Origin of the sequence: Lentzea fradiae, assembly GCF_900100955.1 — a bacterium.
Lineage (GTDB): Bacteria > Actinomycetota > Actinomycetes > Mycobacteriales > Pseudonocardiaceae > Lentzea > Lentzea fradiae.
Map to the genome: position 1 here is coordinate 1 of NZ_FNCC01000020.1, position 26,537 is coordinate 26,537.

General features: G+C 70.0%; 22 protein-coding genes and 1 tRNA gene. 12 read left to right on the top strand and 11 right to left on the bottom strand.

Annotation, left to right across the window (positions count from 1 at the left end):
- Positions 1-161: 161 nt before the first annotated feature.
- Both BLT23_RS35645 and BLT23_RS35650 read right to left on the bottom strand, forming a co-directional pair.
- Positions 162-716, bottom strand: coding sequence for a flavoprotein (locus BLT23_RS35645; protein WP_176947077.1), 555 nt, complete (start codon positions 714-716; stop codon positions 162-164).
- Positions 713-1,924: a helix-turn-helix domain-containing protein gene (locus BLT23_RS35650; RefSeq protein ID WP_090058632.1), complete on the bottom strand. Its 1,212-nt coding sequence runs from the start codon at positions 1,922-1,924 to the stop codon at positions 713-715. The genes BLT23_RS35645 and BLT23_RS35650 overlap by 4 nt, the downstream gene beginning before the upstream one ends.
- A 138-nt stretch (positions 1,925-2,062) precedes the next feature.
- Between BLT23_RS35650 and BLT23_RS35655 the strand changes: the two genes are divergently transcribed.
- Entirely contained in the window at positions 2,063-2,692 is a 630-nt protein-coding gene (locus BLT23_RS35655; protein ID WP_090058636.1) for a hypothetical protein, read from the top strand.
- A gap of 48 nt (positions 2,693-2,740) precedes the next feature.
- Here BLT23_RS35655 and BLT23_RS35660 read toward each other — a convergent pair.
- The 3 genes from BLT23_RS35660 to BLT23_RS35670 all read right to left on the bottom strand — a co-directional run bounded on the left by BLT23_RS35660 (position 2,741) and on the right by BLT23_RS35670 (position 3,810).
- Positions 2,741-2,812 (bottom strand) — tRNA-Val (locus BLT23_RS35660).
- Positions 2,813-2,850: 38 nt separating this feature from the next.
- Positions 2,851-3,315, bottom strand: a complete 465-nt coding sequence (locus tag BLT23_RS35665; RefSeq protein ID WP_090059167.1) for a peroxiredoxin — start codon at positions 3,313-3,315, stop codon at positions 2,851-2,853.
- Between the two features lie 63 nt (positions 3,316-3,378).
- Positions 3,379-3,810 carry a DUF3052 domain-containing protein gene (locus BLT23_RS35670; protein WP_090058640.1) on the bottom strand — a complete coding sequence of 144 codons (432 nt, stop codon included), beginning with the start codon at positions 3,808-3,810 and terminating at the stop codon, positions 3,379-3,381.
- A gap of 317 nt (positions 3,811-4,127) precedes the next feature.
- Between BLT23_RS35670 and aceE the strand changes: the two genes are divergently transcribed.
- Positions 4,128-6,887, top strand: a complete 2,760-nt coding sequence (aceE, locus tag BLT23_RS35675; protein ID WP_090058645.1) for a pyruvate dehydrogenase (acetyl-transferring), homodimeric type — start codon at positions 4,128-4,130, stop codon at positions 6,885-6,887.
- Positions 6,888-7,039: 152 nt separating this feature from the next.
- Here aceE and BLT23_RS35680 read toward each other — a convergent pair whose 3' ends face one another.
- Both BLT23_RS35680 and pnuC read right to left on the bottom strand, forming a co-directional pair.
- Positions 7,040-8,206: a M14 family metallopeptidase gene (locus tag BLT23_RS35680; protein ID WP_090058649.1), complete on the bottom strand. Its 1,167-nt coding sequence runs from the start codon at positions 8,204-8,206 to the stop codon at positions 7,040-7,042.
- On the bottom strand, positions 8,203-8,826 hold the full coding sequence (gene pnuC / locus BLT23_RS35685; RefSeq protein WP_090058654.1) for a nicotinamide riboside transporter PnuC: 624 nt from the start codon (positions 8,824-8,826) through the stop codon (positions 8,203-8,205). The genes BLT23_RS35680 and pnuC overlap by 4 nt, the downstream gene beginning before the upstream one ends.
- Before the next feature lie 128 nt (positions 8,827-8,954).
- On the opposite strand from pnuC, the gene BLT23_RS35690 reads away from it, so the two are divergent.
- Positions 8,955-9,998: a winged helix DNA-binding domain-containing protein gene (locus BLT23_RS35690; protein ID WP_090058658.1), complete on the top strand. Its 1,044-nt coding sequence runs from the start codon at positions 8,955-8,957 to the stop codon at positions 9,996-9,998.
- Positions 9,999-10,216: 218 nt separating this feature from the next.
- On the opposite strand, the gene BLT23_RS35695 is transcribed toward BLT23_RS35690, so the two are convergent.
- From BLT23_RS35695 to BLT23_RS35705, 3 genes are all read right to left on the bottom strand, one after another.
- Complete coding sequence (locus BLT23_RS35695; RefSeq protein ID WP_090058663.1) at positions 10,217-11,263, bottom strand: glucose-1-phosphate thymidylyltransferase; 1,047 nt, start codon at positions 11,261-11,263, stop codon at positions 10,217-10,219.
- 141 nt (positions 11,264-11,404) lie between these two features.
- Complete coding sequence (locus BLT23_RS35700) at positions 11,405-12,172, bottom strand: mechanosensitive ion channel family protein (RefSeq protein ID WP_090058667.1); 768 nt, start codon at positions 12,170-12,172, stop codon at positions 11,405-11,407.
- Between the two features lie 222 nt (positions 12,173-12,394).
- On the bottom strand, positions 12,395-13,954 hold the full coding sequence (locus tag BLT23_RS35705) for an alpha/beta fold hydrolase (RefSeq protein ID WP_245744531.1): 1,560 nt from the start codon (positions 13,952-13,954) through the stop codon (positions 12,395-12,397).
- Between the two features lie 120 nt (positions 13,955-14,074).
- Between BLT23_RS35705 and BLT23_RS35710 the strand changes: the two genes are divergently transcribed.
- The 5 genes from BLT23_RS35710 to BLT23_RS35730 all read left to right on the top strand — a co-directional run bounded on the left by BLT23_RS35710 (position 14,075) and on the right by BLT23_RS35730 (position 18,941).
- Entirely contained in the window at positions 14,075-15,274 is a 1,200-nt protein-coding gene (locus BLT23_RS35710) for a PucR family transcriptional regulator (RefSeq protein ID WP_090058675.1), read from the top strand.
- 194 nt (positions 15,275-15,468) lie between these two features.
- On the top strand, positions 15,469-16,398 hold the full coding sequence (locus BLT23_RS35715) for an ACP S-malonyltransferase (RefSeq protein WP_176947079.1): 930 nt from the start codon (positions 15,469-15,471) through the stop codon (positions 16,396-16,398).
- A gap of 53 nt (positions 16,399-16,451) precedes the next feature.
- On the top strand, positions 16,452-17,426 hold the full coding sequence (locus tag BLT23_RS35720; RefSeq protein WP_090058679.1) for a beta-ketoacyl-ACP synthase III: 975 nt from the start codon (positions 16,452-16,454) through the stop codon (positions 17,424-17,426).
- A gap of 46 nt (positions 17,427-17,472) precedes the next feature.
- A complete protein-coding gene (locus tag BLT23_RS35725; RefSeq protein ID WP_030465146.1) occupies positions 17,473-17,709 on the top strand; it encodes an acyl carrier protein in 237 nt (78 codons plus the stop codon).
- Positions 17,706-18,941 carry a beta-ketoacyl-[acyl-carrier-protein] synthase family protein gene (locus BLT23_RS35730; protein ID WP_090058683.1) on the top strand — a complete coding sequence of 412 codons (1,236 nt, stop codon included), beginning with the start codon at positions 17,706-17,708 and terminating at the stop codon, positions 18,939-18,941. Before BLT23_RS35725 ends, BLT23_RS35730 begins: the two co-directional genes overlap by 4 nt.
- A gap of 150 nt (positions 18,942-19,091) precedes the next feature.
- Here BLT23_RS35730 and BLT23_RS35735 read toward each other — a convergent pair whose 3' ends face one another.
- On the bottom strand, positions 19,092-19,661 hold the full coding sequence (locus BLT23_RS35735) for a hypothetical protein (RefSeq protein WP_143036153.1): 570 nt from the start codon (positions 19,659-19,661) through the stop codon (positions 19,092-19,094).
- A 611-nt stretch (positions 19,662-20,272) separates the two neighbouring features.
- Between BLT23_RS35735 and lanKC the strand changes: the two genes are divergently transcribed.
- The 4 genes from lanKC to BLT23_RS35755 all read left to right on the top strand — a co-directional run bounded on the left by lanKC (position 20,273) and on the right by BLT23_RS35755 (position 26,511).
- Positions 20,273-22,834 (top strand): class III lanthionine synthetase LanKC, encoded by a 2,562-nt coding sequence (gene lanKC / locus BLT23_RS35740; protein WP_090058692.1) that lies wholly within the window; start codon positions 20,273-20,275, stop codon positions 22,832-22,834.
- Positions 22,835-22,870: 36 nt separating this feature from the next.
- On the top strand, positions 22,871-23,035 hold the full coding sequence (locus BLT23_RS35745) for a SapB/AmfS family lanthipeptide (RefSeq protein ID WP_090058697.1): 165 nt from the start codon (positions 22,871-22,873) through the stop codon (positions 23,033-23,035).
- A 141-nt stretch (positions 23,036-23,176) separates the two neighbouring features.
- Complete coding sequence (locus BLT23_RS35750) at positions 23,177-24,793, top strand: ABC transporter ATP-binding protein (protein WP_090058702.1); 1,617 nt, start codon at positions 23,177-23,179, stop codon at positions 24,791-24,793.
- Positions 24,793-26,511, top strand: a complete 1,719-nt coding sequence (locus tag BLT23_RS35755; protein ID WP_090059172.1) for an ABC transporter ATP-binding protein — start codon at positions 24,793-24,795, stop codon at positions 26,509-26,511. Before BLT23_RS35750 ends, BLT23_RS35755 begins: the two co-directional genes overlap by 1 nt.
- Positions 26,512-26,537: the final 26 nt, after the last annotated feature.

The following is a 26,537-nucleotide window of genomic DNA, read 5'->3' on the forward strand; positions in this document are numbered from 1 at the left end:
GCCTGCGCTTCCTGACCCCCGAGAAGGCTGCCGTCGTGCTGGCGCACACAGCTGCCGAACGCCGGAGCGCCCCGGCGGCTGAGGACGAGGTCTGTCCCGTCGGAGTGTGACGATCTCGCAGGCGGAATCCGCCGTCCCGATCACGGAGCGGTCCGCTCAGGTCAGTCCTCGCCACGCGCGCTTGCACGATCACTCACGGCCGACAGTGCAGCGCCCCACGGATACGTCTCCATGACCTGCCCACCCGTTCGCGGCGGATGCGGCACGAAGCCGCCCTCGCCGAACAACACGGTCACCCCCGACTCGCGCAACTCCTCGACGCTGCGCCGGAAGGGGCGATTGTTCGCGAGCGCGGTGTTCACGAACGGCAAGACCGCAATCGGAACACCAAGACCGGTGAGTTCGGCGAGCTGCGTGAGCACGTAGGTGTCAGCGATGCCCGCCGCCCACTTGTTGATCGTGTTGTACGTGGCCGGAGCCACGATGACAGCCGCAGCTTCGGGAAGCGCCGGTTGCCCGGCTCGCTGGTGTCCCGTGCGGACGGGATGGCCGCTGAGTACTTCGAGTGCTTCGAGATCGAGGAAGTGTTCCACGGCGGCGGGCGTGGCGACGCACCAGACGTCCCACCCATCGGCCTGCGCCAGCTTCACCATGCGGTCGATGTGGTCGGCAGGTCCAGCCCCACAGATCATCAGGTACAGCACGGGTGCGCTCACGCCTCTACTCCCGCTCGTCCGGCCATCTGACGCACCAGCCTTCCAGGCTCGCCCGTGGTGTTGTTCAGCAGTGACCGCAGCAGGCCATGAGCCAGCGGCCGGCAGCGGACCTCCTCGGGTGCGATCTGCTCCGCACGTCCCAGCATCCGTACCGCTTGGCGGTAGTCGCCGACGCCCGCGTGCGCCTCGGTGAGATCGAGCAGGTAGTTGGCCTGCCGTTCGGCGGACAACGCGGCGACCGCACGAGAACTGATCGTCGCCGCGAACTCCAAGGCTTGCCCGCACTCGTGCAGCCGCACCAAGGCGGAGACACGGTGAATCTGCGTATTGGTGACACCGAAGAAAGTGTGGTGGTCGTTGTAGTGCGGCTCGTAGATCAGCGCGGATGCAAGCGCCGCCTCATGCATCTCACGAGCCAGGTCAGCGTCTTCCTGTCCAGCCGCCGTGATCGAGGCCGCCAGGTACAACATGCCGTGCAGCGACAGCAACTCTGCCGCGTTGCTGTTGACCTCTGGCCTCATCCGGTCCGCCATCGCCAGCAAGGTCGCAATGGCTTGCGACCGCTCGTGGATGCTGGTCATGGCGCGAGCGACGCTACGGGTCGCGCGGGCGAGGGACCACGTGTCGTCGATCCGCATCGCCGTGTTCATGGCGCGGTCAGCGGCGAGCCACGCCACGTCGTTCGTTTCGAACTTGAGCAGCATGGACGACGCAAGGCGGTACACCGTGACCAGGATGCGGTAAGCCGCTACGCGGTCGGCTTCCGACACGGTCTGCACCGCGACCTGAGCCTCGGCCATGAGTCCCGGCAAGTGCCTCGCCACAACGGTGAAGCGCGACATGCTCCAGGCATGGTCAAGATAGGACGCTTGGCGCGCAACAGTGCCGAAGTCCGCCTCCGGGGCCGACGTCCGCAACCCGGGGTACGCGGCAAGCGCTCGGCGGATCGCCTGGACTTCACCGACATCAACACATTGTCGGGCCCGCTGGTCGCGGTGGTCATCGGTGAGCACAGTGGGATCGATGCGCAGCACCTCCGCCACCCGCTCGATCATCGGCAGACGCGCCAGTTCACGCTCACCGGATTCGATCTTGTCCAGCCACGACGTCGAGCGTCCGACCATGTCGGCGAACTGCTTGCGTCCGAGCTTGCGCCGCTCACGCCAGTAGCGGACACGTGCACCGATGCGCTCGTCGGCCTGCTCCATGCTCCACCTCGCTGACCTGCGTGGACAGCCGCCACTGTACCCAGTCAGAGGTCACACATTTTGTACAAGCCGTTACGCGCGGTTGCCATAGCGTCCTTTCGACGCATCGACCTTGGCTGTCTACGGAGACGAGGAGCGATGAGCCAACTCATCGTGCCGTACATCACCAGTTGGAGTGCGGAGCAAGAGATTCCTTCCCGCGTGGTGGAGCTTCCCGGCATTGGCATCGGCTACGCGAACGAGATGTTCGGCGACCGGGACGCGCAGGGCGTGCTGTGGCTCCGGTCCGGTGTACGCCACGGCGTGGGCAAACCCGAGTTCGGCAAGGTGCACCCCCTCCGGCAACGGCGGGCCATGCGCAAGCTCCTGTGCCAGGTGTGCGCTGGACCCGCCGACCTGAACGACGACGGGCTGCTCTGGCTGCTGCGCGACTACCGGAGCGACTGGACGGGCTGGCCCGACGGCATGGGTTGCACCGAGCCGCCTGTCTGCCTGCCGTGCGCCTCCGTCTCGTTGCGGTTGTGTCCGGCGCTCAGGCGGGGAGCCGCGGCTGTTCGAGTACGTGAGTCCGTGGTTGCCGGAGTCCGCGGTGCGCTGTACAGGAAGAGCCCGATCGGGCCGGTCTCGGCGGAGGACGTGAACGTGGCCTACGACGACCCGGACATCCGGTGGGTGGTGGCGTCGGCGCTCATCCGCGAACTTCGGGACTGCACGCTCGTGCCGCTGGAGGAGCTGATTGAGCAGCGCTACGCGGCCCACAAGCGGTGATAGCGCCACCACGAACACCAGCTCGGCGCACTGAGCGTCGGAGTTCGGTGGGCGCGACAGGGATCGAACCTGCGACCGCTCGGGTGTAAACCGAGTGCTCTTCCGCTGAGCTACACGCCCCAACCCCACACCCCGGCAAGGGGCACAAGGAAGCTACATCATGCCGTGAGAGAGGCTACGGCCTTCTTCCAGGCGTCCTGATCCCGGGCCTCCCCCGGCGAGTTCACCTGAGCGAACCGCACCACACCGGTCAGGTCGACGAGGAACGTGCCCCGCACGGCCATGCCGGCGGCCTCGTTGAACACGCCGTACGCCTGCGCGACGGCGCCGTGCGGCCAGAAGTCGGACAGCAGCGGGAACTGGTAGCCCTCCTGCTGGGCCCACGCCTTCAGCGCGAACGGGGTGTCCACCGACACACCCAGCACCTGGACGTCGCGGTCGGAGTACTCGGCCAGCTCGTCGCGGAGCTGGCAGAGCTCGCCGCGGCACGTTCCGCTGAACGCGAACGGGTAGAAGACCACGAGGACGTTCTTCTCGCCTCGGAACGACGACAGCGTCACTGGCTGCTTGTTGTAGTCCTTCAGCGTGAAGTCCGGGGCTTCCGAACCGACGACGACCACCACGACCTCCGCACCCGACCAGGAGCCACGGGCGACTTGCGTGCCCGTGACCAACCTAGCCGAAGGTCAGCGCTTGGCCTTGGCCGACTTCGGCCAGACCAGGCGGGTGCCCGCCCAGTCGTCGGCGACGCTGATGTTCGAGGTCTGGGACAGGCCGGCGGTGGGCACGGCCTCGGCGATGTCCGAGGGTTCGACGTGGCCGGGGCGGCCGGTCTTCGGGGTGAGCACCCAGATCACGCCGTCCTCCGCGAGCACGCCGGTGGCTTCGAGCAGGGCGTCGACCAGGTCGCCGTCGTCCTCCCGCCACCAGAGCAGCACCACGCTCACGGTCTCGTCGGCATCCTCGTCGAGGAGGTCGCCCCCGATCTGCTCCTCGACGGCGGCACGGAGGTTGTCGTCGACGTCCTCGTCCCAGCCGAGTTCTTGGACGACCATGCCCGATTCGATCCCGAGCTTCTCGGCGACGCCGATCTTGCCGGCGTCTTCCGCGGCGACCACGGTTTTCACTCCTCCAACTACGCAAGAGCGACAGCCCTGAGACTGCCGCCGAAGTCCGTTACTCCGGCTAGCGAACACTGTCAGCTACCTCCGGCGCAACTGTTGACCACGTGACACGCCGTGACGCCCACCCCTGTGACGTTGCCTAGACTGGCATGAGGCACGCTCTACATACCTCTTATCGCGCGCGCGTGAGGACACGATCCAGAACTACTGACCAGTAGCGATGCCGAAGTCGGCGCGCAAGGACAACGATAGGAGCGCGTGGCACGGTTTCCGGGCCACGCGAGTACCGCCAACGAAGCCGAGGAGACACCTTGAGCCCGCAGAACACCGGCCCCGAGCGGGTGCGTGTCATTCGCGACGGACTGGCAGCTCACCTGCCCGACATCGACCCGGAAGAGACCAGCGAGTGGCTGGAGTCGTTCGACGAGGTCCTCAAGGGCGGTGGCCAGCAGCGGGCCCGCTACCTGATGCTGCGTCTGCTGGAGCGCGCGCGTGAGAGCCACGTGGGCATGCCTTCGCTGACCAGCACCGACTACGTCAACACCATCCCCACCGAGCAGGAGCCGTGGTTCCCCGGTGACGAGGAGGTGGAGCGTCGTTACCGTGCGTGGATCAGGTGGAACGCCGCGATGACGGTGCACCGCGCGCAGCGGCCCGGTGTGGGTGTCGGTGGCCACATTTCGACCTACGCGTCCAGCGCGTCGCTGTACGAGGTCGGCTTCAACCACTTCTTCCGCGGCAAGAACCACCCCGGCGGCGGCGACCAGATCTTCATCCAGGGGCACGCCTCGCCCGGTGTCTACGCCCGCGCGTACCTCGAGGGCCGGCTGTCGGAGCACCAGCTCGACGGCTTCCGCCAGGAGTACTCCCACGCCGGTCCCGGCGGTGGCCTGCCGTCGTACCCGCACCCGCGGCTGATGCCGGACTTCTGGGAGTTCCCCACGGTGTCCATGGGCATCGGCCCGATGAACGCGATCTACCAGGCGCGGTTCAACCGCTACCTGCAGGCCCGCGGCTTCCGGGACACGTCCGACCAGCACGTGTGGGCGTTCCTCGGCGACGGTGAAATGGACGAGCCGGAGTCGCGCGGTCTCCTCCAGCTCGCGGCGAACGAGCAGCTCGACAACCTGACGTTCGTCGTGAACTGCAACCTGCAGCGCCTCGACGGCCCGGTGCGCGGCAACGGCAAGATCATCCAGGAGCTGGAGTCGTTCTTCCGGGGTGCCGGCTGGAACGTCATCAAGGTCGTCTGGGGCCGCGAGTGGGACGCGCTGCTGCACGCCGACCGCGACGGCGCGCTGGTCAACCTGATGAACCAGACGGCCGACGGCGACTACCAGACGTACAAGGCCAACGACGGCGCGTACGTCAAGGAGCACTTCTTCGGCCGTGACCCGCGCACGAAGGCCCTCGTCGACTCGATGACCGACGACGAGGTGTGGAACCTCAAGCGCGGCGGTCACGACTACCGCAAGGTCTACGCGGCGTACAAGGCGGCGACCGAGACCGTCGGCCAGCCGACCGTGATCCTCGCCAAGACCATCAAGGGCTACTCGCTCGGCCCGCACTTCGCGGCCCGCAACGCGACGCACCAGATGAAGAAGATGACCCTGGACGACCTGAAGGGCTTCCGGGACAGCCTGCGCATCCCGATCTCGGACGAGCAGCTCGAGGCCGACCCGTACCTGCCGCCGTACTACCACCCCGGGCAGGACTCGCCGGAGATCCAGTACATGCTGGAGCGCCGCCGTCAGCTGGGCGGGTTCGTACCCGAGCGCCGGACGAAGTCGAAGGCCCTGGTGCTGCCCGGCGACAAGGTCTACGAGGGTGTCCGGCGCGGCTCCGGCAAGCAGGAGGTCGCCACGACGATGGCGTTCGTCCGGCTCGTCCGCGACCTCGCGAAGGACCCGGAGATCGGCCCGCGCATCGTGCCGATCATCCCGGACGAGGCGCGCACGTTCGGCATGGACTCCATGTTCCCGACGCAGAAGATCTACAACCCGAACGGCCAGACGTACACGTCGGTCGACGCCAACCTGATGCTCGCCTACAAGGAGTCGGAGCAGGGCCAGATCCTGCACGAGGGCATCAACGAGGCGGGGTCCACGGCGTCGTTCACGGCGGCCGGCACGTCCTACGCGACGCAGGGCGAGCCGATGATCCCGATCTACATCTTCTACTCGATGTTCGGCTTCCAGCGCACGGGTGACGGCCTGTGGGCGGCGGCGGACCAGATGGCGCGCGGCTTCGTGCTCGGCGCCACCGCGGGCCGCACGACGCTGACGGGTGAGGGCCTGCAGCACGCCGACGGCCACTCGCTGCTGCTCGCGCACACGAACCCGGCCGTGATCGCGTACGACCCGGCGTGGTCGTTCGAGGTGGCGCACATCGTCAAGGACGGTCTGCGGCGGATGTACGGCGAGAACGCCGAGAACGTCTTCTACTACATCACCGTCTACAACGAGCCGTACGTGCAGCCGGCCGAGCCGGAGAACCTGGACGTGGAGGGCCTCCTGCGGGGCCTGTACAAGTACCAGGACGGCCCGCAGACCGGTGGTCCGCGCGCCCAGATCCTCGGGTCGGGCGTGGGCCTGCCGTGGGCGCTCAAGGCCCAGCAGCTGCTGGCCGACGAGTGGGGCGTCTCCGCGGACGTGTGGTCCGCCACGTCGTACTCGGAGCTGCGCCGCGAGGCCGTGGAGACCGACCGCCACAACCTGCTGCACCCGGACGCGGAGCCGCGCGTGCCCTACGTGACGCAGGTGCTGAACGACGTGCAGGGCCCGGTCGTGGCCGTGTCCGACTGGGCGTCGGCGATCCCGGACCTGATCCGCCCGTACGTCCCGACCGACATGACGACGCTGGGCACGGACGGCTTCGGCTTCTCCGACACCCGCCCGGCCGCCCGCCGCCACTTCCTGGTGGACGCGGAGTCGGTCGTCGTCGCCACGCTGGCCGCACTGGCCAAGCGCGGCGAGGTCGAGCAGGCGAAGGTCGTCGAGGCGGCCCGCAAGTACCGCATCGACGACGTGCAGGCGGCCGGCCCGTCCACGTCGGACGCGGGCCTCGCGTAACCAGCCGAACCGGAAAGGGCCACTCCGCCTCGTGCGGAGCGGCCCTTTCCGCGCCCTGAGAGCGCCGTCAGCACACGGACAGCCTTCAGGCGCCTCACCATCCTCAAAGGCCGTCCGGCGGCGGCACGGCGCTCCTCAGCGGGCAGAGATGATCAGCACTGCGGCACCGGCCTGGCCGCCAGCAGCGGCTGGTCCGCACGACCGTCCAACAGCAACGGGACCAACGGACGCGCCTCCTGCTTCAGCGGCACGATCCGGTCACCGCCACGCAGGTACTGCGACGTGATCCCGTGCAACGCCAGCTCGTCCTGCGCCTCGACGTACTGCGCCCCGGTGAGCACGTACCCGCACGGCGCCGCCACCACATCGGACGGATCCGGCGCCTCGTTGTCCGCCCCGCCGAAGTAGACCGGCCCGGACCGCGCGGCACGGGACGCCGCGTTGGCCGCCTCGATGCCCGCGCGGTTGTCCTGGACGAACGACTGCGTGCCGTCCAACGCCTTGAGGTGCGACTCGACGCGGTACGCGGGGGTGTTGGACGTGTTGGTCTCGACGAGCAGTCCCATGCCGTGCTTCAGGCCACCTGTGTTGCGCAGGATGCGTTCCTGGCCGTCACCGGCGACCTGACGGACGGGTTCACCGGTCACTGGGTCGACATAAATGCCGTAGACACCGGACGTGCGCCCGGCGGCCTCGACGGACGGGCGGACGTACGAGCGCGACAGCGTCTCCGAGAGGTCGTGCACGCCGTCGGCGACGTTGAGGTTGCGCGGCCACAGCCACAGCACGTCCTTGACGTAGTACGGCACGGACTGCCCGAACTCGTGCAGGTCGTGGATCACGTCGGGCTGCCAGTCGCGGATCACCGCGGCCATCGCGCGGGCCTCGGCGGTGCGCAGCAGCAGGTGGTCGCGGTTGATGTCGACGCCGTCGGAGTTGCCGCGGGTGTTGGCCGCGCGGCCGTCCGGGTTGGCGTTCGGGACGAACAGGTAGGTGACGGACGAGGTGCGCGGCAGCGAGCGCATCCGGATCAGGCACGCTTCGCGGCCCGCCGGCTCGTTGCCGTGCTGGGAGCAGAGGAAGAGCACGATGGTGCGCGCCGAGCGCGGGCCGACCCGGACGAGCTGGACCGGGCGGCCCTGGGCGGTTCTGCCGATCTCGGTGACGGGCAGGCCGGTGGCGCGCAGGTAGGTCTGCTCCCCGGCTTCGGTGGTCCACGCGCCGGTGAGCTCGAACTCGGTGCGGGGCGGTTCGGCGGCCCCGGCCGGGACCGGAACGAGAACCAGGACGAAGGCGAGTAATGCGATCAGTCCCCTCATAGGGGTGACTTTGCCGCCTGTGTCAACCGGTTGGCGGTCCGGTTCCAGTCGATGAAGCCGTGGACCACCAGGCCCGCGAAGATCAGGTAGACGAACGCGCTGAAGTACAGGCCGGACTGGATCTGCAACGGCACGCCGACGGCGTCGACCACGAGCCACACCAGCCAGAACTCCACGAGTCCCAGGCCCTGCAGGGCGAACGCCAGCACGGTGCCGACGAAGATCGCGGCGTCCGGCCACGGCGCCCACGAGGCGTCCAGCCAGTCGAGGACGAGGGCGAACGCGACGGTGCCCGCGGCGAAGACGCCGGCGACGGCGAGCCGTTCGCGCGGGGAGCCCTTGCGCACCACCACGCCGAAGACGGGGTCACGCCGGCGCACCCACGCGTACCAGCCGTAGATCGCGATCAGGCCGACGACGACCTGCCTGGTCGCGAGCCCGCCGAGGTGCGCGGAGAGGTAGACGGTGAACAGCAGTGCCACGGAGACCAGCTGCACGGGCCAGGTCAGCAGCGAGCGGCGCTGCGCGAGGAAGACGACCGCCAGCGCGAGCACCTGCCCGACCAGCTCCGTGTACGCGATCTTCTGGCCGAAGATCGTCAGTCCCAGCTCGTACCACACGGTTCGTCTCCCGCGGTTCAGTCGCAGCACACCGGATGTTCCCGGCGGTCCCACCTTGTCACCCTCCACAGCACCGGCGCGCGTCTCTTTGTTCCAGTTCACGATTCGGAGGGCTCTAACCTGACCCGATGGGGATCTTGAGCCGGGACCGGCTGAACAGGGCGCTGGTCGAACGCCAGCTGCTGCGCGAACGCACGGGGATGAGCGCGCTCGCCACCGTCGAGCACCTCTTCGGGGTCCAGGCGCAGGAGCCGAAGTCCCCCTACATCGGGCTCTGGACCCGCGTCGAGGGCTTCCTGCCGAAGGAGCTGGAGGACCTGCTCACCGGCAGGCAGGCGGTCCGCATGCTGCTGATGCGCGGCACGATCCACCTGGTCAGCGCCCGGGACGCGCTCGGACTGCGTCCCCACACGCAGCTCAAGCTGGACCGCGAGCTGCAAAGCGGTCCGTTCGCGAGCCGGTTGCGCGGTCTCGACCTCGACGCGGTGGCGGAGGCAGGCCGCGCGATCCTCGACGACGTCCCGCAGGGCACCGCCGACGCCGGGAAGCAGCTGAGACAGCGCTGGCCCGACCGCGAGCACACCGTCCTCGGCAACGCCCTGCGCAACAAGCTGGCGCTGGTCCAGCTCCCGCCGCGCGGCCTGTGGCACCGCAGCGGCCGGGCGGTGTGCACGACGGTCGAGAACTGGCTGGGCAGGCCGCAGGAGGCCATCGGGAAGGACGAGATCGTCCTGCGCTACCTGCGGGCGTTCGGCCCGGCGACGGTCATGGACGCCCAGCAGTGGTCCGGTCTCACGCGGCTCCGCGAGACGTTCGAGGCGCTCCGGCCACAGCTCGTGACGTTCCGGGACGAGGCGGGCAAGGAGCTGTTCGACCTGCCCGACGCCCCGCGTCCGGACGCGGACACTGCGCTGCCGGTGCGGCTGCTGCCCGAGTTCGACAACATCCTGCTCGCCCACGCCGACCGCCGCCGCGTCATCGCCGACGACCGGCTGGGTGTCGTCGTCGGCGGCAAGCCCACGGTCCTCGTCGACGGGTACGTCGTCGCCACCTGGTCACTCGGCAAGGACGGCACGGTCACCGTCGACTACATCGACGACCTGCCGCCGAGCAGGAAGAAGGCGGTCGCCGAGGAGTGCGACCGCCTTCAGGACTGGGTGCGGGCCGGCTGAACACGCCTCAGCGGCACTGTCCGTGACGCCAAGCCGCACTCGCGACTCCCTTTCGTGTTTCTCGCCGGGTACGCGGGGGCCCTACGTTTCGTCCACCGACACGCGGGGACCCCGCGTACTAAGCCGCGTCACGCAGAGGCAGCGTTTACCGCTGGATGGGATGACACGCGAGTGGGTGTGCGTGGCGACCGGCGGAGGACAGAAGTCCGGTCGGGCGACTAAGCCGCGGCCACGTCGACGTGTGCGCCGTCGCCGACGATCAGGCGGTGCTGGCGCGCCGAGCCGACCCGCGCGCCACGGCCGATCAGCGACGTCTCGATGCCGGACACGTTGTGCACGGACGCCTCGTTCAGCACGATCGAGTCGGCCACGCCGGACTCGGTGATCCGGCAGTCGGCGCCGATCGACGTGTACGGGCCGATGACCGACTCCTCGACCAGCGTGCCGGCGCCGATGATCGCGGGCCCGACGATGCACGACCGCACGACGCGGGCGCCCTCCTCGACCACGACGTCGCCGATCAGCCGCGACTCGTCGTCCACGACGCCCTGGATGTCGGTCCGCAGCCCCATCAGCAGCTCGCGGTTGCACTCCAGCACGTCCTCGACCTTGCCGGTGTCCTTCCAGAACCCGGAGTACATCCGCGCCCGCACGTCCCGCTCGTGCGTCACGAGCCACTGCAACGCGTCGGTGATCTCGAACTCGCCGCGCCACGACGGCTCGATCGCGTCGACCGCGGCGTGGATGGCGGGCGTGAGGAAGTAGACGCCGATCATGGCGAGGTCGCTGCGGGGCTCCTGCGGGTGCTCGACCAGCCGCGTCACGCGGGAGTTCTCGTCCACCTCGGCGACGCCGTACAGGCGCGGGTCCTCGACCTTGTCCACGAGCACCTGCGCGGACGGGCGCAGGCGCGCGAACTCGTCCGCGATCTGCCCGATGCCCTCCACCAGCACGTTGTCGCCCAGGTACAGGACGAAGTCGTCGTCACCGAGGAACGGCCGGGCGATCCGCACGCAGTGCGCCACGCCGAGCGGCAGGTCCTGCCGGATGTAGGTGATCGACACGCCCAGGTACGAGCCGTCGCCGAACAGCTCGGAGATCTCCTGCCCGCCCTCGCCGACGACGATGCCGATCTCGGTGATCCCGACGTCCCTCAGGTTCTCGACCACGTACTCCAGCACCGGCTTGTTCGCGATGGGAACGATCTGCCGGGGCAGCGAGTATCCGGCGGGGCGCACGCCCGCGGACAGCACAAGGGCTTTCATAGGTCCTCCACCGCGACGGAACAGTTCGGGTGGAGACGACAGTGGGCCGGGTCGCTGGACCGGAGCTGGAGAACCGTCAGAACACGAGGAAGGGGCCCCGCGCGGCACGTTTGCGCGGAACCCCTTCCTGTGGAACGAGAACTACATCTCGGATCGCGGCGTGCCCGTCGGCGGCGTCGGGGCGTCCATCCGGCCGCCCACGTTCGACGGCATCTCCTGCGAGGCGCGCGGCATCGGCGACTGGACCCGCGTCTCCTCCTGCACGCGGGACAGCCAGCCCTCCCAGCGCTGCTGCATCGGGCGGACCAGGCCGCCGCCCACGCCGATGATGACGACACCGGCGACGGTGGCGAGGACCGCGATGAGCACCGGCATGGTCACCGAGATGGCGATGCCGAGCTGGTTGAGCGCCGCGATGACGCCGAGCGCCATCACGAAGCCGTAGGTGATGTTGCCGAGCAGCTTCGTGTACGAGCGCTGGCCGAGCGCACCGGTCACGAGGCCCTTCAGCGCGGTGCCGATGGCCGACGCGACGATCACGAGCACGATCGCCACGACGATGCGCGGCAGGTACGCGATGACCTCGTTGAGCAGCGTGCTCACGGGGTTCGTGGCGCCGAAGACGCCGAACGCGAGCTGCAACGCGATGAGCAGCACGAAGTAGTACACGATCTTGGCGATCAGCCCGGACGCGTCGAACGAGGACTGCTTCAGCGTGTTGTTCAGGCCCGAGCGGTCCACGAGCTTCTCGAAGCCGACGCGCTTGAGCAGGAACGCGACGCCCTTGGACAGCGCCTTCGCGATGAACCAGCCGATGAGCAGGACAACCAGGAAGCCGAGCAGCTTCGGCACGAACGTGGCGACCATCGCCCACGCCTGGCCCAGGCCCTCGGTGATTTGCGAGCCCACGGGCCCTCCTAGAACGAAAGTTGCGGTGAGTGAAGATCCGACACGGTGATCGTTTCGTGGATCACACCGCTCCACAACTTCGACACTGTGACACGAAAGGGTGGCTGACGTGGATTTTTGTCGTAATACAGTCCAGAGTGGAGCTACCGGTGGGGACCGGGGAGAGGGAAGCGCCCGCCACGCTCCGTGGCGGGCGCTTCCACGTTCCGGAGGCCGTGTTCCTCAGCCCCGTCCGGCGCTCAGCCCGCGGCCGTCGAGGTAGGCCCTGATCCGCTCCGGCGACGGCGAGGGCACGGTCCTGCCGCCCTCGCCGGCCGCCGGCACCTCGGGTCGCGGGTCGCCCGCGCACCGCGTGCTGCTGCCCGGCAGGACCCCGTCGACCAGGTACCGGTTCACCTTCTCGTCCACGCACGGGTTGCCGTGGTAGAGCCCGTGCTTGCCCTCGTCGACGACGGTGACCAGGTTGTGCCCCAGCCGCGCGGCCATCGCCGGACCGCCCGCGTACTGGGTCTGCGTGTCGCCCTCGGCCTGCACGACGACGCCGACCGGGTAGCGGTCGCGCTTGATCCGCACCGGCGGTTCCGGCGGCGTGAACGAGCGGAACGTGCACGTCATCGGCGCGGCCCTGACGACGCCGAACCCGTACGGGTAGCGGTCGCGGAACGCGCGCATGTCCTCGTAGTAGACGTGCAGGTCGGTCGGCCAGTCCGCCTCGCAGGGGACGGTGTCGAACACGCCGGACCGCAGCTCCGCGAGGCCGGTCTCGGCGAGCAGCCGCCCCGCCCGCGCGCCGTCGGCCTGGTCCGGGTCCTCCCCCGACCGCAGCTTGGCCACGACCGCGGCCAGCTCCGACCACAGTGGACGGTAGCGGGCGCCCACGCCGACCGCGCCGTCGAAGGACGACCGGCTGTAGTCGCCGACCGGTGTCGCGTGCAGCTTCGCGGCGACGTCCTCGATCGTGGCGAGGACCTGGTCGCGCGACGTGCCGAGCCCGAACGCCCTGTCGTGGCCGCCCGCCCAAGCGGCCCACGCCTCGACGTCCTCGCGGAGGGCGACGGCCTGCTGCCGGAACTGCTGGTGCCAGATCCACTCCGGGTGCACGGCCGAGTCGAGCACGCTGCGGTCGAGCCGGTGCGGGAACAGCGTCCCGTAGACCGCGCCGAGGTAGGTGCCGTAGGAGTAGCCGAAGTAGTTGATCTTCGGTTCGGCCAGCACCGCCCGCAGCACGTCCATGTCCCGCGCGGTGTTCGCGGTGCTGATGTGACGCCGGATGCCGCCGCCGGACCGCTGGCACGCCTCCTCCGCCTCCCGCGCCTCGGCCGCCCACTTCACGAACTCGCTGTCCGCGGGCCGGGACTCGGGCTCGGCGATCGCGGGCGTCGAGGGGCAGTTCAGCGCGGTCGACCCGCCGACGCCGCGCGGGTCGAACCCGATGAGGTCGTAGACCTGCGCGAGCTCGGTGTCCGCCAGGAACGCCGGCAGGCCGACCCCGGAGCTGCCGGGCCCGCCGGGGTTGGTGAACAGCACGCCGCGCCTGCGGTCCTCTGCCACCGCCCGCTTGCGGCTGACCAGCAGGCTGATCCGCTCGCCGGAGGGGTTGGCGTAGTCGAGCGGCGCGACGAGCGTGGCGCACTCCAGCTCCGCGAGCTCACCCGCGCACGGCGCCCAGCGCACCGGTTGCGCGTAGTAGACGGCGAGGGGGTCCGGAGGGTCGGCTGACGCTGTGACACCCGCGACGGCGAGCACGAGCACTCCCACGACGAAAGCCAGGAACCTGCGCAAGACCAACCTCCGTTGCGTCGCGGACGACCGACGTTTCCCGAAGGTATGGCCGGTCACACCGCCCGCCCGGTTGCGTCACCCGTCCCGGTGATGTCACCTCCGTGGCCTTAAGCTGCGGGTATGACGAGCAGCCCGGCGAAGGAGGAGCACCCGCCCGCGCTCTCCGCCCGCACGATGCGCAAGATCGAACGCGCGTCCGGCTCGCTCGCCACCGCGAGCGTCGCCGAGATGGAACGGCGGCTGCCCTGGTTCGCCCGGATGCCCGCGGACCAGCGGGCGAGCGTGCTGCTGCTGATCCAGAACGGCGTGGCGGGCTTCGTCGAGTGGCTGCACGACCGGCAGCAGGCGATCCGGCTCACCGCCGACGCGTTCCGCAGCGCCCCCAAGGACATCTCCCGCTGGGTGAGCCTGCGCCAGACCGTCGAGCTCGTCCGGATCGCCCTGGAGCTGTTCGAGCAGCAGATGCCCGCGATGGCGGCGGACGAGACCGAGCGCGGGCTGCTGATGGAGGGCGTGCTGCGGTACGGGCGGGAGATCGCCTTCTCCGCCGCCACCTCCTACGCGACGGCGGCCGAGGCGCGCGGTGCGTGGGACGCGCGGCTGGAGGCGCTGGTCGTCGACGGCATCGTGCGCGGCGATCCCGAGGAGTCGCTGCTGTCCCGCGCGGCGGCGCTGAACTGGGACCCGGCGCTCGAAGCGACGGTGCTGGTGGGCAACCCCGGCGGCGAGGACCCGCCCGCGATCATCTACTCGGTGCGCAGCAAGGCCGCACGCGCCGGACGCCCGGTGCTGCTGTCGGTGCAGGGGTCGCGGCTCGTCGTCGTGCTCGGCGGCCCGACGGAGACCGGTGACGACGTGCTGGGCCTCATCGCCGAGGGGTTCGGTGAGGGTCCCGTGGTGGCGGGGCCGACCGTGGCGAGCCTGTCCGAGGCCCACCGCAGCGCGGGCGACGCGCTGAGCGGGCTGCGGGCGGTCGTGGGCTGGCCGGCCGCGCCGCGACCGGTGCGGTCGCTCGACCTGCTGCCGGAACGGGCGCTCGCGGGCGACCCGGAGGCGGAGTGGCAGCTCGTCGACGGGGTCGCGCGGCCGCTGGAGGACGCCGGGGGCGCGCTGCTGGAGACCGTGGACGCGTTCCTGGAGGTCGGTGGCGTCCTGGAGACGTGCGCGAAAAGACTCTTCGTGCACCCGAACACGGTCAGATATCGCCTTCGGCGCGTTCAGGAAATGACCGGAAGAAATGCACATGACGCTCGAGACGCGCTTGTGCTTCGCGTCGCTTTGTCTGTAGGACGGCTTGCCCGCTCCCGGGGCCTGTGGTAGCGATCGAGCTGTGACGGAGTTCGCACACATCCGTTGGAGTGAGGGCCAAACGACCGTCCAGGCCGCTGAGCTGCGCAGACGCTGATTTCGTCACGACTGTCCGTCACTTTTGTAGGTTCTCTACAAATACGATCGCCGTACTTCGTTCTTCCCGACATGGGGTACCGGCCGGTCCACCGGCTTTAGTAATCGGCGTGATCGCACTCCTCGCGCCCGGACAAGGGTCCCAGACGCCCGGCATGCTGACCCCCTGGCTCGAACTGGAGGGGGCGGAGAAGCAGGTCCGCACGTGGTCGGAGATCACGGGCCTCGACCTGGTGCGTCTCGGCACCACCGCGGAAGCCGAGGAGATCGTCGACACCGCCATCACCCAGCCGCTGGTCGTGGCGCTCGCGCTGCTCGCGTTCGACGAGCTGCGCCGCCGCGTCGCGCTGCCCGCGGACGTGGTCGTCGCCGGCCACTCGGTCGGTGAGCTGGCCGCCGCGTCGATCGCCGGTGTGATCAGCGCGGACGACGCGGTCGCGCTGGCCGGGGTGCGCGGTGCCGCGATGGCCCGCGCGTGCGCCCTCGAACCGACCGGCATGGCCGCGGTGCTCGGCGGCGACGAGCAGGAGGTGCTCGCGCGCCTCGACGAGCTCGGCCTCGTGCCCGCCAACCGCAACGGCGCGGGTCAGATCGTCGCCGCGGGCCCCCGTCCCGCGCTCGACGAGCTCGCGGAGAACCCGCCCGGCACCGCGAAGGTCCGCAAGCTGGCCGTCGCGGGCGCGTTCCACACCCGCTTCATGGCTCCCGCCGAGGACGCGGTGCGCGCCCGTGCCGCCGAGGTCACGACGGTGGACCCGGCGCTGCCGCTGCTGTCCAACAAGGACGGCCAGGTCGTGACCTCCGGCGCCGAGGTGCTGAACCGCCTGGTCACCCAGGTCACGAGCCCCGTCCGCTGGGACGTCTGCCAGGCCACCCTCGTCGAGCGGGGCATCACCGGCTCGGTCGAGCTGCCGCCCGCGGGCGCGCTCACCGGTCTCGCCAAGCGCGCGATGAAGGGCACCACCACCCTCGCCCTGAAGACCCCCGACCAGCTGGACAAGGTCGCGGAGCTCTTCGACACCGCTGGAGCCACGCAGTGACGACCTCTTCCGGGACGACGTCTTCCGGGACCACCTCTTCCGGGACGCCCGCCGTGTCGATCGCCGCCCCGCGGGCGGCCGCGGGCAGCCGCATCCTCGGCCTCGGCAGCTACCAGCCGGACACGGTGGTGAGCAACCACGACCTCGCGGCGCGCATGGACACCTCGGACGAGTGGATCCGCGACCGCGTCGGCATCGTCAACCGCCGGTTCGCGGCCAAGGACGAGGGCGTCGTGGACATGGCCGTCACGGCCGGCACCAAGGCGATCGAGGACGCGGGCCTGACCCCGTCCGACATCGGCGCGGTGATCGTCGCGACCTGCACCATGCCGTCGACCATCCCGAACGCCGCCGCGCAGGTCGCCGACCGCATCGGCGTCAAGGCGGCCGCCGCGTTCGACCTCAACGCCGCGTGCGCGGGCTTCTGCTACGCCGTCGCGACCGCCGCGGACATCGTCCGCGCGGGCACGGTGCGCAACGTCCTCGTCATCGGCGCCGAGAAGCTCACCGACTGGACCCACCAGGACGACCGCTCGACCGCGATCATCTTCGCGGACGGCGCGGGTGCCGTCGTGGTCGGCGCCAGCGACGAGAACCAGATCGGTCCCGTCGCCTGGGGCTCGGCCGGTGACATGTCCGAGGTCATCAGGATCGACGACCGCGACTCGTTCATCCACCAGGAGGGCCAGACGGTCTTCCGGTGGGCGACGACCCAGATCGCACCGGTGGCCCTCCGCGCGGCCGAGCTGGCCGGCGTCGACCTGGCCGAGGTGGACGTCTTCGCCCCGCACCAGGCCAACCTGAGGATCATCGAGGCCATCGCCAAGCGCCTGCACAAGAATGGTGCCCGCGAGGACCTGAAGGTCGCTCGAGACATCGTCGAGTCCGGCAACACGTCGTCGGCCTCGATCCCCCTGGCACTGGACCACATGCGCGCCTCGGGGGAGATCTCCCGGGGAGACGTCGTGCTGATGGTCGGTTTCGGCGCGGGCCTGTCCTACGCGGGCCAGGTCGTCCGGTGCCCCTGAGCCACACCCCCAGTTTTTCCACCGTTTCAACCGAAAGGGAACTTCAGTGAGCGACAACGTCCTGTCCGGTCTTGCCGAGATCGTCGAAGAGGTCGCCGGCGTTGCCGCCGACGACGTCACCGCTGAGAAGTCCTTCGTGGACGACCTCGACATCGACTCGCTGTCGATGGTCGAGATCGCCGTCCAGGCCGAGGACAAGTTCGGCGTGAAGATCCCGGACGACGAGCTGGCCAACCTCAAGACCGTTGGTGACGCGGTGAACTACATCACCAGCAACAAGTGAGTTCCGGCATCGAGGTCGTCATCACCGGGCTGGGTGCCACCACCCCGCTCGGCGGTGACGTCACGTCGACCTGGGACGCGCTCCTGGCCGGCAAGTCGGGCGTCAGCCCGATGACCCACGACTGGGTCGAGAAGTACGACCTGCCGGTCAAGATCGCGTCACAGCTCGTCGTCGACCCGACCGAGGTGCTGCCCCGCGTGGAGGCCAGGCGTCTGGACCGCTCCGAGCAGGTCGCCGTCGTGGCGTCCCGCCAGGCGTGGCAGGACGCGGGCCACGACGACGACACCGTCGACCGCCAGCGCCTCGCCGTGATCATCGGCACGGGCATCGGCGGCGCGATCACCCTGCTCACCCAGGACGACCTCCTGGAGCAGCAGGGCCTGCGCAAGGTGTCGCCGCTGACCGTCCCGATGCTCATGCCGAACGGCCCCGCGGCCCACGTCGGCCTGGAGCTGAAGGCCCAGGCGGGCGTCCACGCCCCGGTGAGCGCCTGCGCCTCCGGCGCGGAAGCCATCGCGTGGGGCTACCGCATGATCATGTCCGGCGAGGCCGACGTGGTCGTGGCGGGCGGCGCGGAAGCGTGCATCACGGCGATCCCGGTGGCGGGCTTCTCGCAGGCCCGCACCATGAGCACCCGCAACGACGAGCCGGAGAAGGCGTCGCGCCCGTTCGACACGGCCCGCGACGGCTTCGTGCTCGGCGAGGGCGCGGGCATCATGGTCCTGGAACGCCGCGAGTTCGCCGAGGCCCGCGGCGCCAAGATCTACGGCCGCCTGGCGGGCATCGGCACCAGCGCCGACGGCTACCACATCACCGCCCCGGACCCCGAGGGTGTGGGCCAGTCACGTGCCATCGCCGCGTCCCTGCGGTCCGGTGGCATCGACCCGTCCGACGTGGGCCACGTGAACTGCCACGCCACCTCGACCCCGGTGGGCGACGTGGCGGAGACGGTGGCGATCCGCAAGGCGATCGGCGACCACCCGGTCCTGACCGCCCCGAAGGGCGCCCTGGGCCACCTGCTGGGAGCGGCAGGCGCGGTGGAAGCCATCGTCACGGTCCTCTCGATCCGCGACGGCATCGTTCCCCAGACCCTGAACCTGGAGAACCTGGACCCGGCCGTCTCCCTGGACGTGGTGGCAGGCGAACCCCGCAAGATCAAGCTGGACGCCGCGGTGAACGACTCGTTCGGCTTCGGCGGCCACAACGTGGCCCTGGCCTTCACCCCGGCCTAGGCCCTCCGCACACCGAGGCCCCGGTCCCACGAGGACCGGGGCCTCGCGCTGTCTCCGGCACCGGCGCGGTTTCGGCTTCCCCGGCGAAGCCGGATGGGTGGTCCCGTCACGACGCGACCGGCCTGCGCGGCGGCAAGCGAACCCGACCCGTCAACAGGCGGACATCTGAGGCGCCCGGTTCTCCGGAGCGTCATCCACCTTGAACCCGCCCCCCTCCCGGACCAGCACGTACACCACCCGCCACCGAATGCACTCCTCCGGCAAAGCAGGCGGAGCCTTGCTCACGTCCTGAGTGGACACGAACGAGATCATCACGCGAAGCCGCCCGGCGACATCAGCCTCGATCCGCTGGACGACCATCCCCCCGTCCCGAGTGCTCTCGTAAGCAGCCACCCACCCGGCCTCAGGCGTGACGGAGACCCGCCGAGCGGTCACCACCGACCGCCACGCACCGAAGTCCCGGGAGTTGATCGAGTCGAAGTACGTCTGCAGCACCCGCTGGACGTCCGTCCGGTCGGGGTGGGTGAACGAGTCGGGACTGAGCCGGACCTCCGCGGACCCCGGCAGCGGCCCCGCGACCGACGAGGACGGCACCACCGGTGTGCCCTTGGCCTCCGCCGGGCGTGAGTACACGGCCCGCCCCACCATCCCGGCCGCCACCGCGGCTCCGGTGATCACCACCACGGCCGGCACCAGCCAGCGGCTCGCCACGCTCCCCACGCACGCAGCCTAGCCGGACGAGGAGCTGCCGGACGCGGCCCCGTGAAGGTCTCCGGACGACCGTCCGGCTGTTACAACTCACCGCGAATTTCACCCGAAAGGTTTGGAGAAGACGAAAGTGACAGGAAGCATGTGGCAAGACAATCTTTGACACATAAATTCCATAGCGGCAATCTCCTCCAACGAATGAGTGCAAACGGTCCATCAAGTACCGCCGTTCGGTCGCTTCAAACACGCATTGGGCCGTAATTTCAGCCTCACCCGAAGAGAGCACACACCACAGCGCGTACACGACAGGTACCCACCCCCGCCTATACGTCAAGATCGATGTGGAATATCGCAGCTCAGAGACTCACGGAAACGGAACGGATCGGTTCAGTTCCAAATCGAACCGATGATCGACGACGAAACAGCTGCTCATCAAACATTGCGACCGGGTGAGATGGACCCAAACTTCATCACTCAGAGTCATATACCCACGGGTAGCGATGGATCTTTTGATCACGAACGGGTTACCCATACGACTCGAACGGCGGATTGGCCATAGGCGCCGAATTGTGCGGGAATATGCCGCGTCGAAGAAAACGCAAACGAGCCGAGGAGGGAATTCGGTGGACCTCAGATACGAGGCGTACTGCTTCGCCGATCGGCAGTTCTACGATCTGCAGAGCAGCACCGAAGGCACTCCCGGCGACGACTTTTCGATCGACCTGCCGGCTCTTCCCCACGACTGGGTGATGATCGAGCGGAACGTCTGGCGGCACCACCACCCCCAAGGGGTGCGGCTGCCGAACCAGGGCTGGAAGATCCACGTCTCGGCCGGTCTCGACAACGCCGGCCGGGTGTTGCGGAAGACCTACGACTACTGCGTCGAGCGCCGCATCCCGTTCAAGTACCTGCGGACGATGTCGATCGTGCTCGCCCGCAACTCGAAGTACGCCCCTCGAGAGGGCAGCGGCAAGCTCATCACGATCTACCCGGCGGGCACCGCGCAGCTGGAGGCGATCTGCACCGAGCTGGGGCAGCTGCTCGACGGTGAGCACGGCGCGTACGTCCTGAGCGACCTGCGCTTCGGCAAGGGGCCGCTGTTCGTGCGCTACGGCGGGTTCTCCGAGCAGTGGCTGGAGGTCGACGGGCAGCAGGTGCTCGCGATCGAGGGTCCCGACGGCAAGCTCGTCGCGGATAAGCGCAAGCCGGTGTTCAGCACGCCCGAGTGGATCGAGCTGCCGGAGTTCCTGGCGCCCCACCTGGCCGCGCGCAACGCCGGTGACCCGGAGAAGTTCCCGTACCACATCAAGAGCTCGCTGCACTTCTCCAACGGCGGCGGCGTCTACCTGGCCACGCGCAAGAGCGACGGCAAGGAGGTCGTGCTCAAGGAGGCACGGCCGCACGCCGGCCTCGACCGCGAGGGCCGCGACGCCGTGGCACGGCTGGAGCTCGAACACCAGGTTCTCACGCGGCTGCACGGAGTCCGGGGCGTGCCGGAGGTGTACGACCGCTTCACCGAGTGGGAGCACCTGTTCGTGGCCATGGAGTTCATGCCGGGGCGTTCGCTCGGGCAGTGGCTCGGCCACAACTACCCGTTGACGCGCCGCGAGACCACGCCCGAGGACCTGCGGGAGTACCGGGAGCGGGCACAGGCGCTCATCGGCCGCGTCGAGGACCTCGTCGGGCAGGTGCACGAACGCGGTGTCGTGTTCGGCGACCTGCACACGATGAACATCCTGGTGGACGAGGACGACCAGGTCTCGCTGATCGACTTCGAGCTGTCGTCCACCATCGAGGACGTGCACCGGCCGACGCTCGGTGCACCGGGGTTCCAGGCGCCGAACGACCGCGAGGGCTTCGACATCGACGCCTACCCGCTGGCCGCGCTGAAGCTGTGGATCTTCCTGCCGCTCAACGCGGTGCTGGAGCTCGCACCGGCCAAGCTGCGCCAGCACGTGCGCGTCGTCGCCGAGCGCTTCGGGCTCTCCGAGGACTACCAGCGCCAGATCGTGGACGTGCTCACGCCGCGCACCGACCCGCCCGCGGACCCGGCGTTCACCTCGTTCGACGACGAGAGTCCTGATTGGACGGTCGTGCGCAAGGAGATCGCCACGGCGGTCCTGCACAGCGCCACGCCGCACCGGAAGGACCGGCTGTTCCCCGGCGACATCGAGCAGTTCGAGGTCGGCGGCACCTGTTTCGGCTACGGCGCCGCGGGTGTGCTGCACGCCCTCGCCCACAGCGGTGAGGGCCGCTACGCCGAGCACGAGGACTGGCTGGTCGACAGGACGAAGCACGACCCGCCGAAGCAGCCCGGTTTCTTCGTCGGCGCGCACGGCATCGCCCACGTGCTGGAGAACTTCGGCCACCACGACCTCGCGACCGAGCTGGTCGAGAGCTACGCGCCGCTCGTGCGCACCACGCAGGACCACGGGCTCAGCACCGGTCTGTCCGGCATCGGCCTCAACCTGCTGCACTTCGCGGACTCGCGCGGCGACGGCGGGTACGCCGAGCAGGCGGGAGAGCTGGCCGAACGACTCGAGCAGCAGTTGGAGCAGGCGCCCGCGCCCGGCCAGAAGGCCAAGGCCGGTCTGCTGCACGGCTGGTCCGGTCCGGCGCTGTTCTTCCTGCGGATGTTCGAGCACACCGCGGACGAGCGCTGGCTCGACCGCTCCGAGCAGGCGCTGGAACGCGACCTGGCCGAGACGATGGTGGCGCTCGACGGCTCGCTGCAGGTGCGTGACGGCACGTTGCGGTCGCTGCCGTACGTCGGCATCGGCGGCGCGGGCATCGCCCTGGTGCTCACCGAGTTCGCGAAGGTCGCGCCGGAACGCCCTTGCGTCACCAAGCTTCCCGACCTGCTCAGCGGGTGCACCGGCGAGTTCGTCATCCAGCCCGCCTTCACGCTGGGCAGGGCAGGACTGATGGCGACGCTGGCGCACGCGCACCGGCACCGGCCCGACGAACGGCTCGGCCGCGCCGTCGACCGGCACCTCAAAGCCCTGGGCTGGCACGCCGTGCGCTACGGCGGCGGGCTCGCCTTCCCCGGCGTGCAGCTGCGCCGGCTCTCGATGGACCTCAACACCGGCGGTGCGGGCGTCCTGCTCGCGATCGCGTCCACTGTGGACGGAACTCCGCCACTGCCCTTCCTGGGCTCACGAACGCCGGTCACCTCCGACCGGTAGCAGTACACCGAATCACTCGAATGAAGGAGAACAGTCATGGGCTTCATCCTTGACATGCAGGACCTGGAGACCCCCGAGGCCCCGAGCAACGCGATGGCGTCGGGCCACGGCGGCGGCGGTGGCGGCGGCTCCACGACCGCGTCCAACGCGTCGCTCCTGCTGCCCTGCTCGCACAGCACCGTCAGCCTGCTGGCCTGCTGAGCTTCTCCACAGGTGAACCGCGGCCGGTGAGCGGCATAGGCGAAGTATGCCGCTCACCCGCCAACTGCAGGGCCCGGCGGCCGGCCAGCCGCCGGGCTCTGGCTCATGATGCGCCCTGACGACCCTCCGGAGGAACAGCGGATGGCCAAACCCGGTGACGCTCTTCTGGTCTCCGTCGTCCGGCGCGACCACCGCCCGTGGCTGCTGCTGCTCAACGCCGCCGTCGCCACGACCGGTGGCCTCCTCCTCCCCGCCGCCCTCGCCGACGCCGTCGACATGGCGCTGAGCGGGGAGTTCGTGCTGTTCACAGTGCTGTTCCTGCTCCTGCTCGCCGCGTCCGAGATCATCGGTGACGCCATCGGGATCGTGCTGGCCGCGAGCATCACCAGCCGCGCCACGGCGTGGCTGCGCCACACGCTCTCCCGCAAGCTGCTCGGTCTCGGCCACCCCTCGCCGTTCGCCGCCGGTGACGCGGTCAGCAGGATGACCGGCGACTGCGGCAACGCGGGCGGCATCGCCGTCACGCTGATCACCCTGCTCGTCACGGCCGTCTCCTCGGCCGGTGCCATCGTCGCGCTGGCGCTGCTCGACTGGCGGCTCGCCGTCGTCTTCGCGGTGAGCGTGCCGCTCGCGACGTTCCTGGTCCGCACGCATCTGCAGCTCACCGCCGACGACGTGCTGGCCTACCAGGATGTCTCCGGCGACGTCTCGGCCAGGCTGCTCGACGCCGTCGCGGGACGGCGCACGATCGCCGCCGCCGGGATCGCCGACGAGGAGACCGGCCGCGTGCTGCGCCCGCTCCCCCGGCTCGCCGCGGCGGGCGCGGGCATGTGGCGCACCCAGGCGCGGATGATGTGGCGGGCCGGTCTGCTGCTGCCGGCCGTGGAGATCGCGGTGCTGGTCACCGCCGGGTTCGGTGTCATGGCGGGCAGGCTGACCCCCGGCGACGTGCTGGCCGCGCTCGGCTACGCGGCGCTCGGCATGGGCATCGTCGGCCAGATCCCGCAGCTCACCGCGCTGGAACGCACCCGCGCGTCCGCGTCCCGCATCGCCGAGGTCCTCGACACCCCCGCGCCCGGCCGCCCGCCCGCCTCCCCCGGCGCCGGTGTCCTGGAGCTGCGGGACGTCAGCGTCGGGACCGCGCTGCGCGACGTGAACCTCACCATCCCCGCCGGCACGTTCACCGCCGTCGTCGGCAGCTCCGGCGCGGGCAAGTCGACGCTCGCCGCCGTGCTCGGCGGACTGTCCTCTGTGGACTCCGGACAGGTGCTGCGTGACGGCGAGGTCGGCTACGCCTTCGAGCGCCCCGCCTTGCTGGGCACGACGATCGGCCGTTCGATCGGGTACGGAACCACCGCCGACGACGCACGGGTCCGGGAGGCCGCGGTGGCCGCCCAGGTGCACGACGTGCTGGTCCGGCTGCCGCGGGGCTACGACACCCCGCTCTCCGACGCCCCGCTGTCCGGCGGTGAGGCGCAACGGGTCGGGCTCGCCAGGGCGCTCGTCCGGGAGCCGGAGGTCCTCGTGCTCGACGACGCCACGGCCAGTCTGGACACGGTGACCGAGGCCGAGGTGGACAGGGCGCTCACGACGGCGCTGCCCGGCAGGACGCGGGTGGTGGTCACGCACCGGGCAGCGACGGCGGCACGCGCGGATCTCGTGGTGTGGCTGGAGAACGGCCGGGTGCGCGGCACCGGCACCCATCGGGAGCTGTGGGACGACCGGGACTACCGCGCCGTGTTCACCGGGGGCGAGTGATGCGTTTCTACTTCTCCACGCTGGCAGGTCATCGCCGCGGCGTCCTGGTCCTGCTCGGCTGGTCCGCGCTGGAGGGCGTGCCCGCGTTCTTCGGCGGCAGGCTCGTCGGGACCGCCGTCGACCGGGGTTTCGCGGCCGGGGACCCGCTGGCGGGCGTGCTGTGGCTGCTCGCGTTCGCGGCGCTCGCGGTGGCGGGGGCCCTCGGCCAGCGGCAGGTGTTCGCCCGGCTCGGCGACGTCGTGGAACCACTGCGCGACGCCCTGGTCACCCGCGTCGTGCGGGGCGTGCTGAGCGACCCGGCGCACCGCCGCACCCCCGACGCCAGCGCGGTCGCGATGATCACCCGGCACGTCGAGGTGATCCGCGACGCCACGGCGGGCGTGCTGGTCCAGGCCCGTGCCCTGCTGGTCACGACGCTGGCCGCGCTCATCGGTCTCGCGACGACGGCGGCCGTGCTGTTCTGGCTGGTCGTGCTGCCGATCATCGGCGCGCTGGTGCTGTTCGGGCTCATGCTCCCGTCGCTGGCCCGGCGGCAGCGCGACGTCGTGATGGCCGACGAGGGCACGGCGGAGGCGTCCGGCGCGGTGTTCACCAGCCTGCGCGACGTGGCCGCCTGCGACGCCGCCGACGAGGCCCACCGCGACATCACCGCGCAGGTCGACCGGCAGGCCAGGGCCGCGGTCACGGTCGCGTGGGCGAACTCGTTGCGCGCCACGGTGATCGCGATCGGCGGGTTCGCCCCGATCGTCCTCCTGGTCGCGTTCGCTCCCCCGCTCGTCGCCTCCGGCAGGCTCACGACGGGCGCGGCACTCGCCGCCGTGGTGTACCTGACGAACAGCGTGAACCCCGCGCTGCACGGTCTCGCGCGCACCACGAGCACGGTCGTGATGCGGCTGATGGTCGCCCTGAAACGACTGGAGGAAGCCGCGCCGCCCGCGTCCGGTGACACCGGCGACGAGACCCCCGCGCACGGCGAGATCGAGTTGCGGAACGTCACGTTCGGCTGGAGCCCCGGCGCGGAGCCGGTGCTGCGCGACCTCTCGCTTACCCTCCGGCCCGGAGACCACCTGGCCGTCGTCGGCCCGTCCGGCATCGGCAAGTCCACAATGGCCAGTCTGCTGACCGGTCTGGTGGCTCCGGACTCCGGCAGCGTGCTGTTCGGCGGCGTTCCCGTCGACCGGGTCGCGCCGGCCGTCCGTCACCGCGAGATCGCCCTGATCCCGCAGGAGACGTACCTGTTCACGGGCACCGTGCGGGAGAACCTCGCGTTGCTCGCTCCGCACGCGAGCGACAGCCACCTGATCGATTCCGCGGAGAAGGTTGGCGCCAAACAACTTCTGGACAGGCTCGGCGGGCTGGACGCCTCACTCGGCCACGCGGGCGAAGGACTGTCCGCGGGGGAGGCACAGCTGCTGGCGCTCGCGCGGGTCTACGCCACGTCCGCGAGCGTCGTCGTGCTCGACGAGGCGACGTCCCACCTCGACCCCGCCGCTGAGGCACGCGTCGAGCGGGCTTTCGCGCAGCGGCAAGGAGTTCTCGTGGTGATCGCGCACCGGCTGAGCTCGGCGCTGCGGGCGAACCGCGTGCTGGTGCTGGACGGGGGCGCGCCGCTGCTCGGCTCGCACGAGCTGCTGATCAGGACCTCCGCGCTCTACGGGCGGCTCATGCTGGCCTGGGACCCGACCCACCACGAGAAGACCCCGCTCCCCAAGAGGTGAGCGGGGTCCACACCGGACTCGAAGGG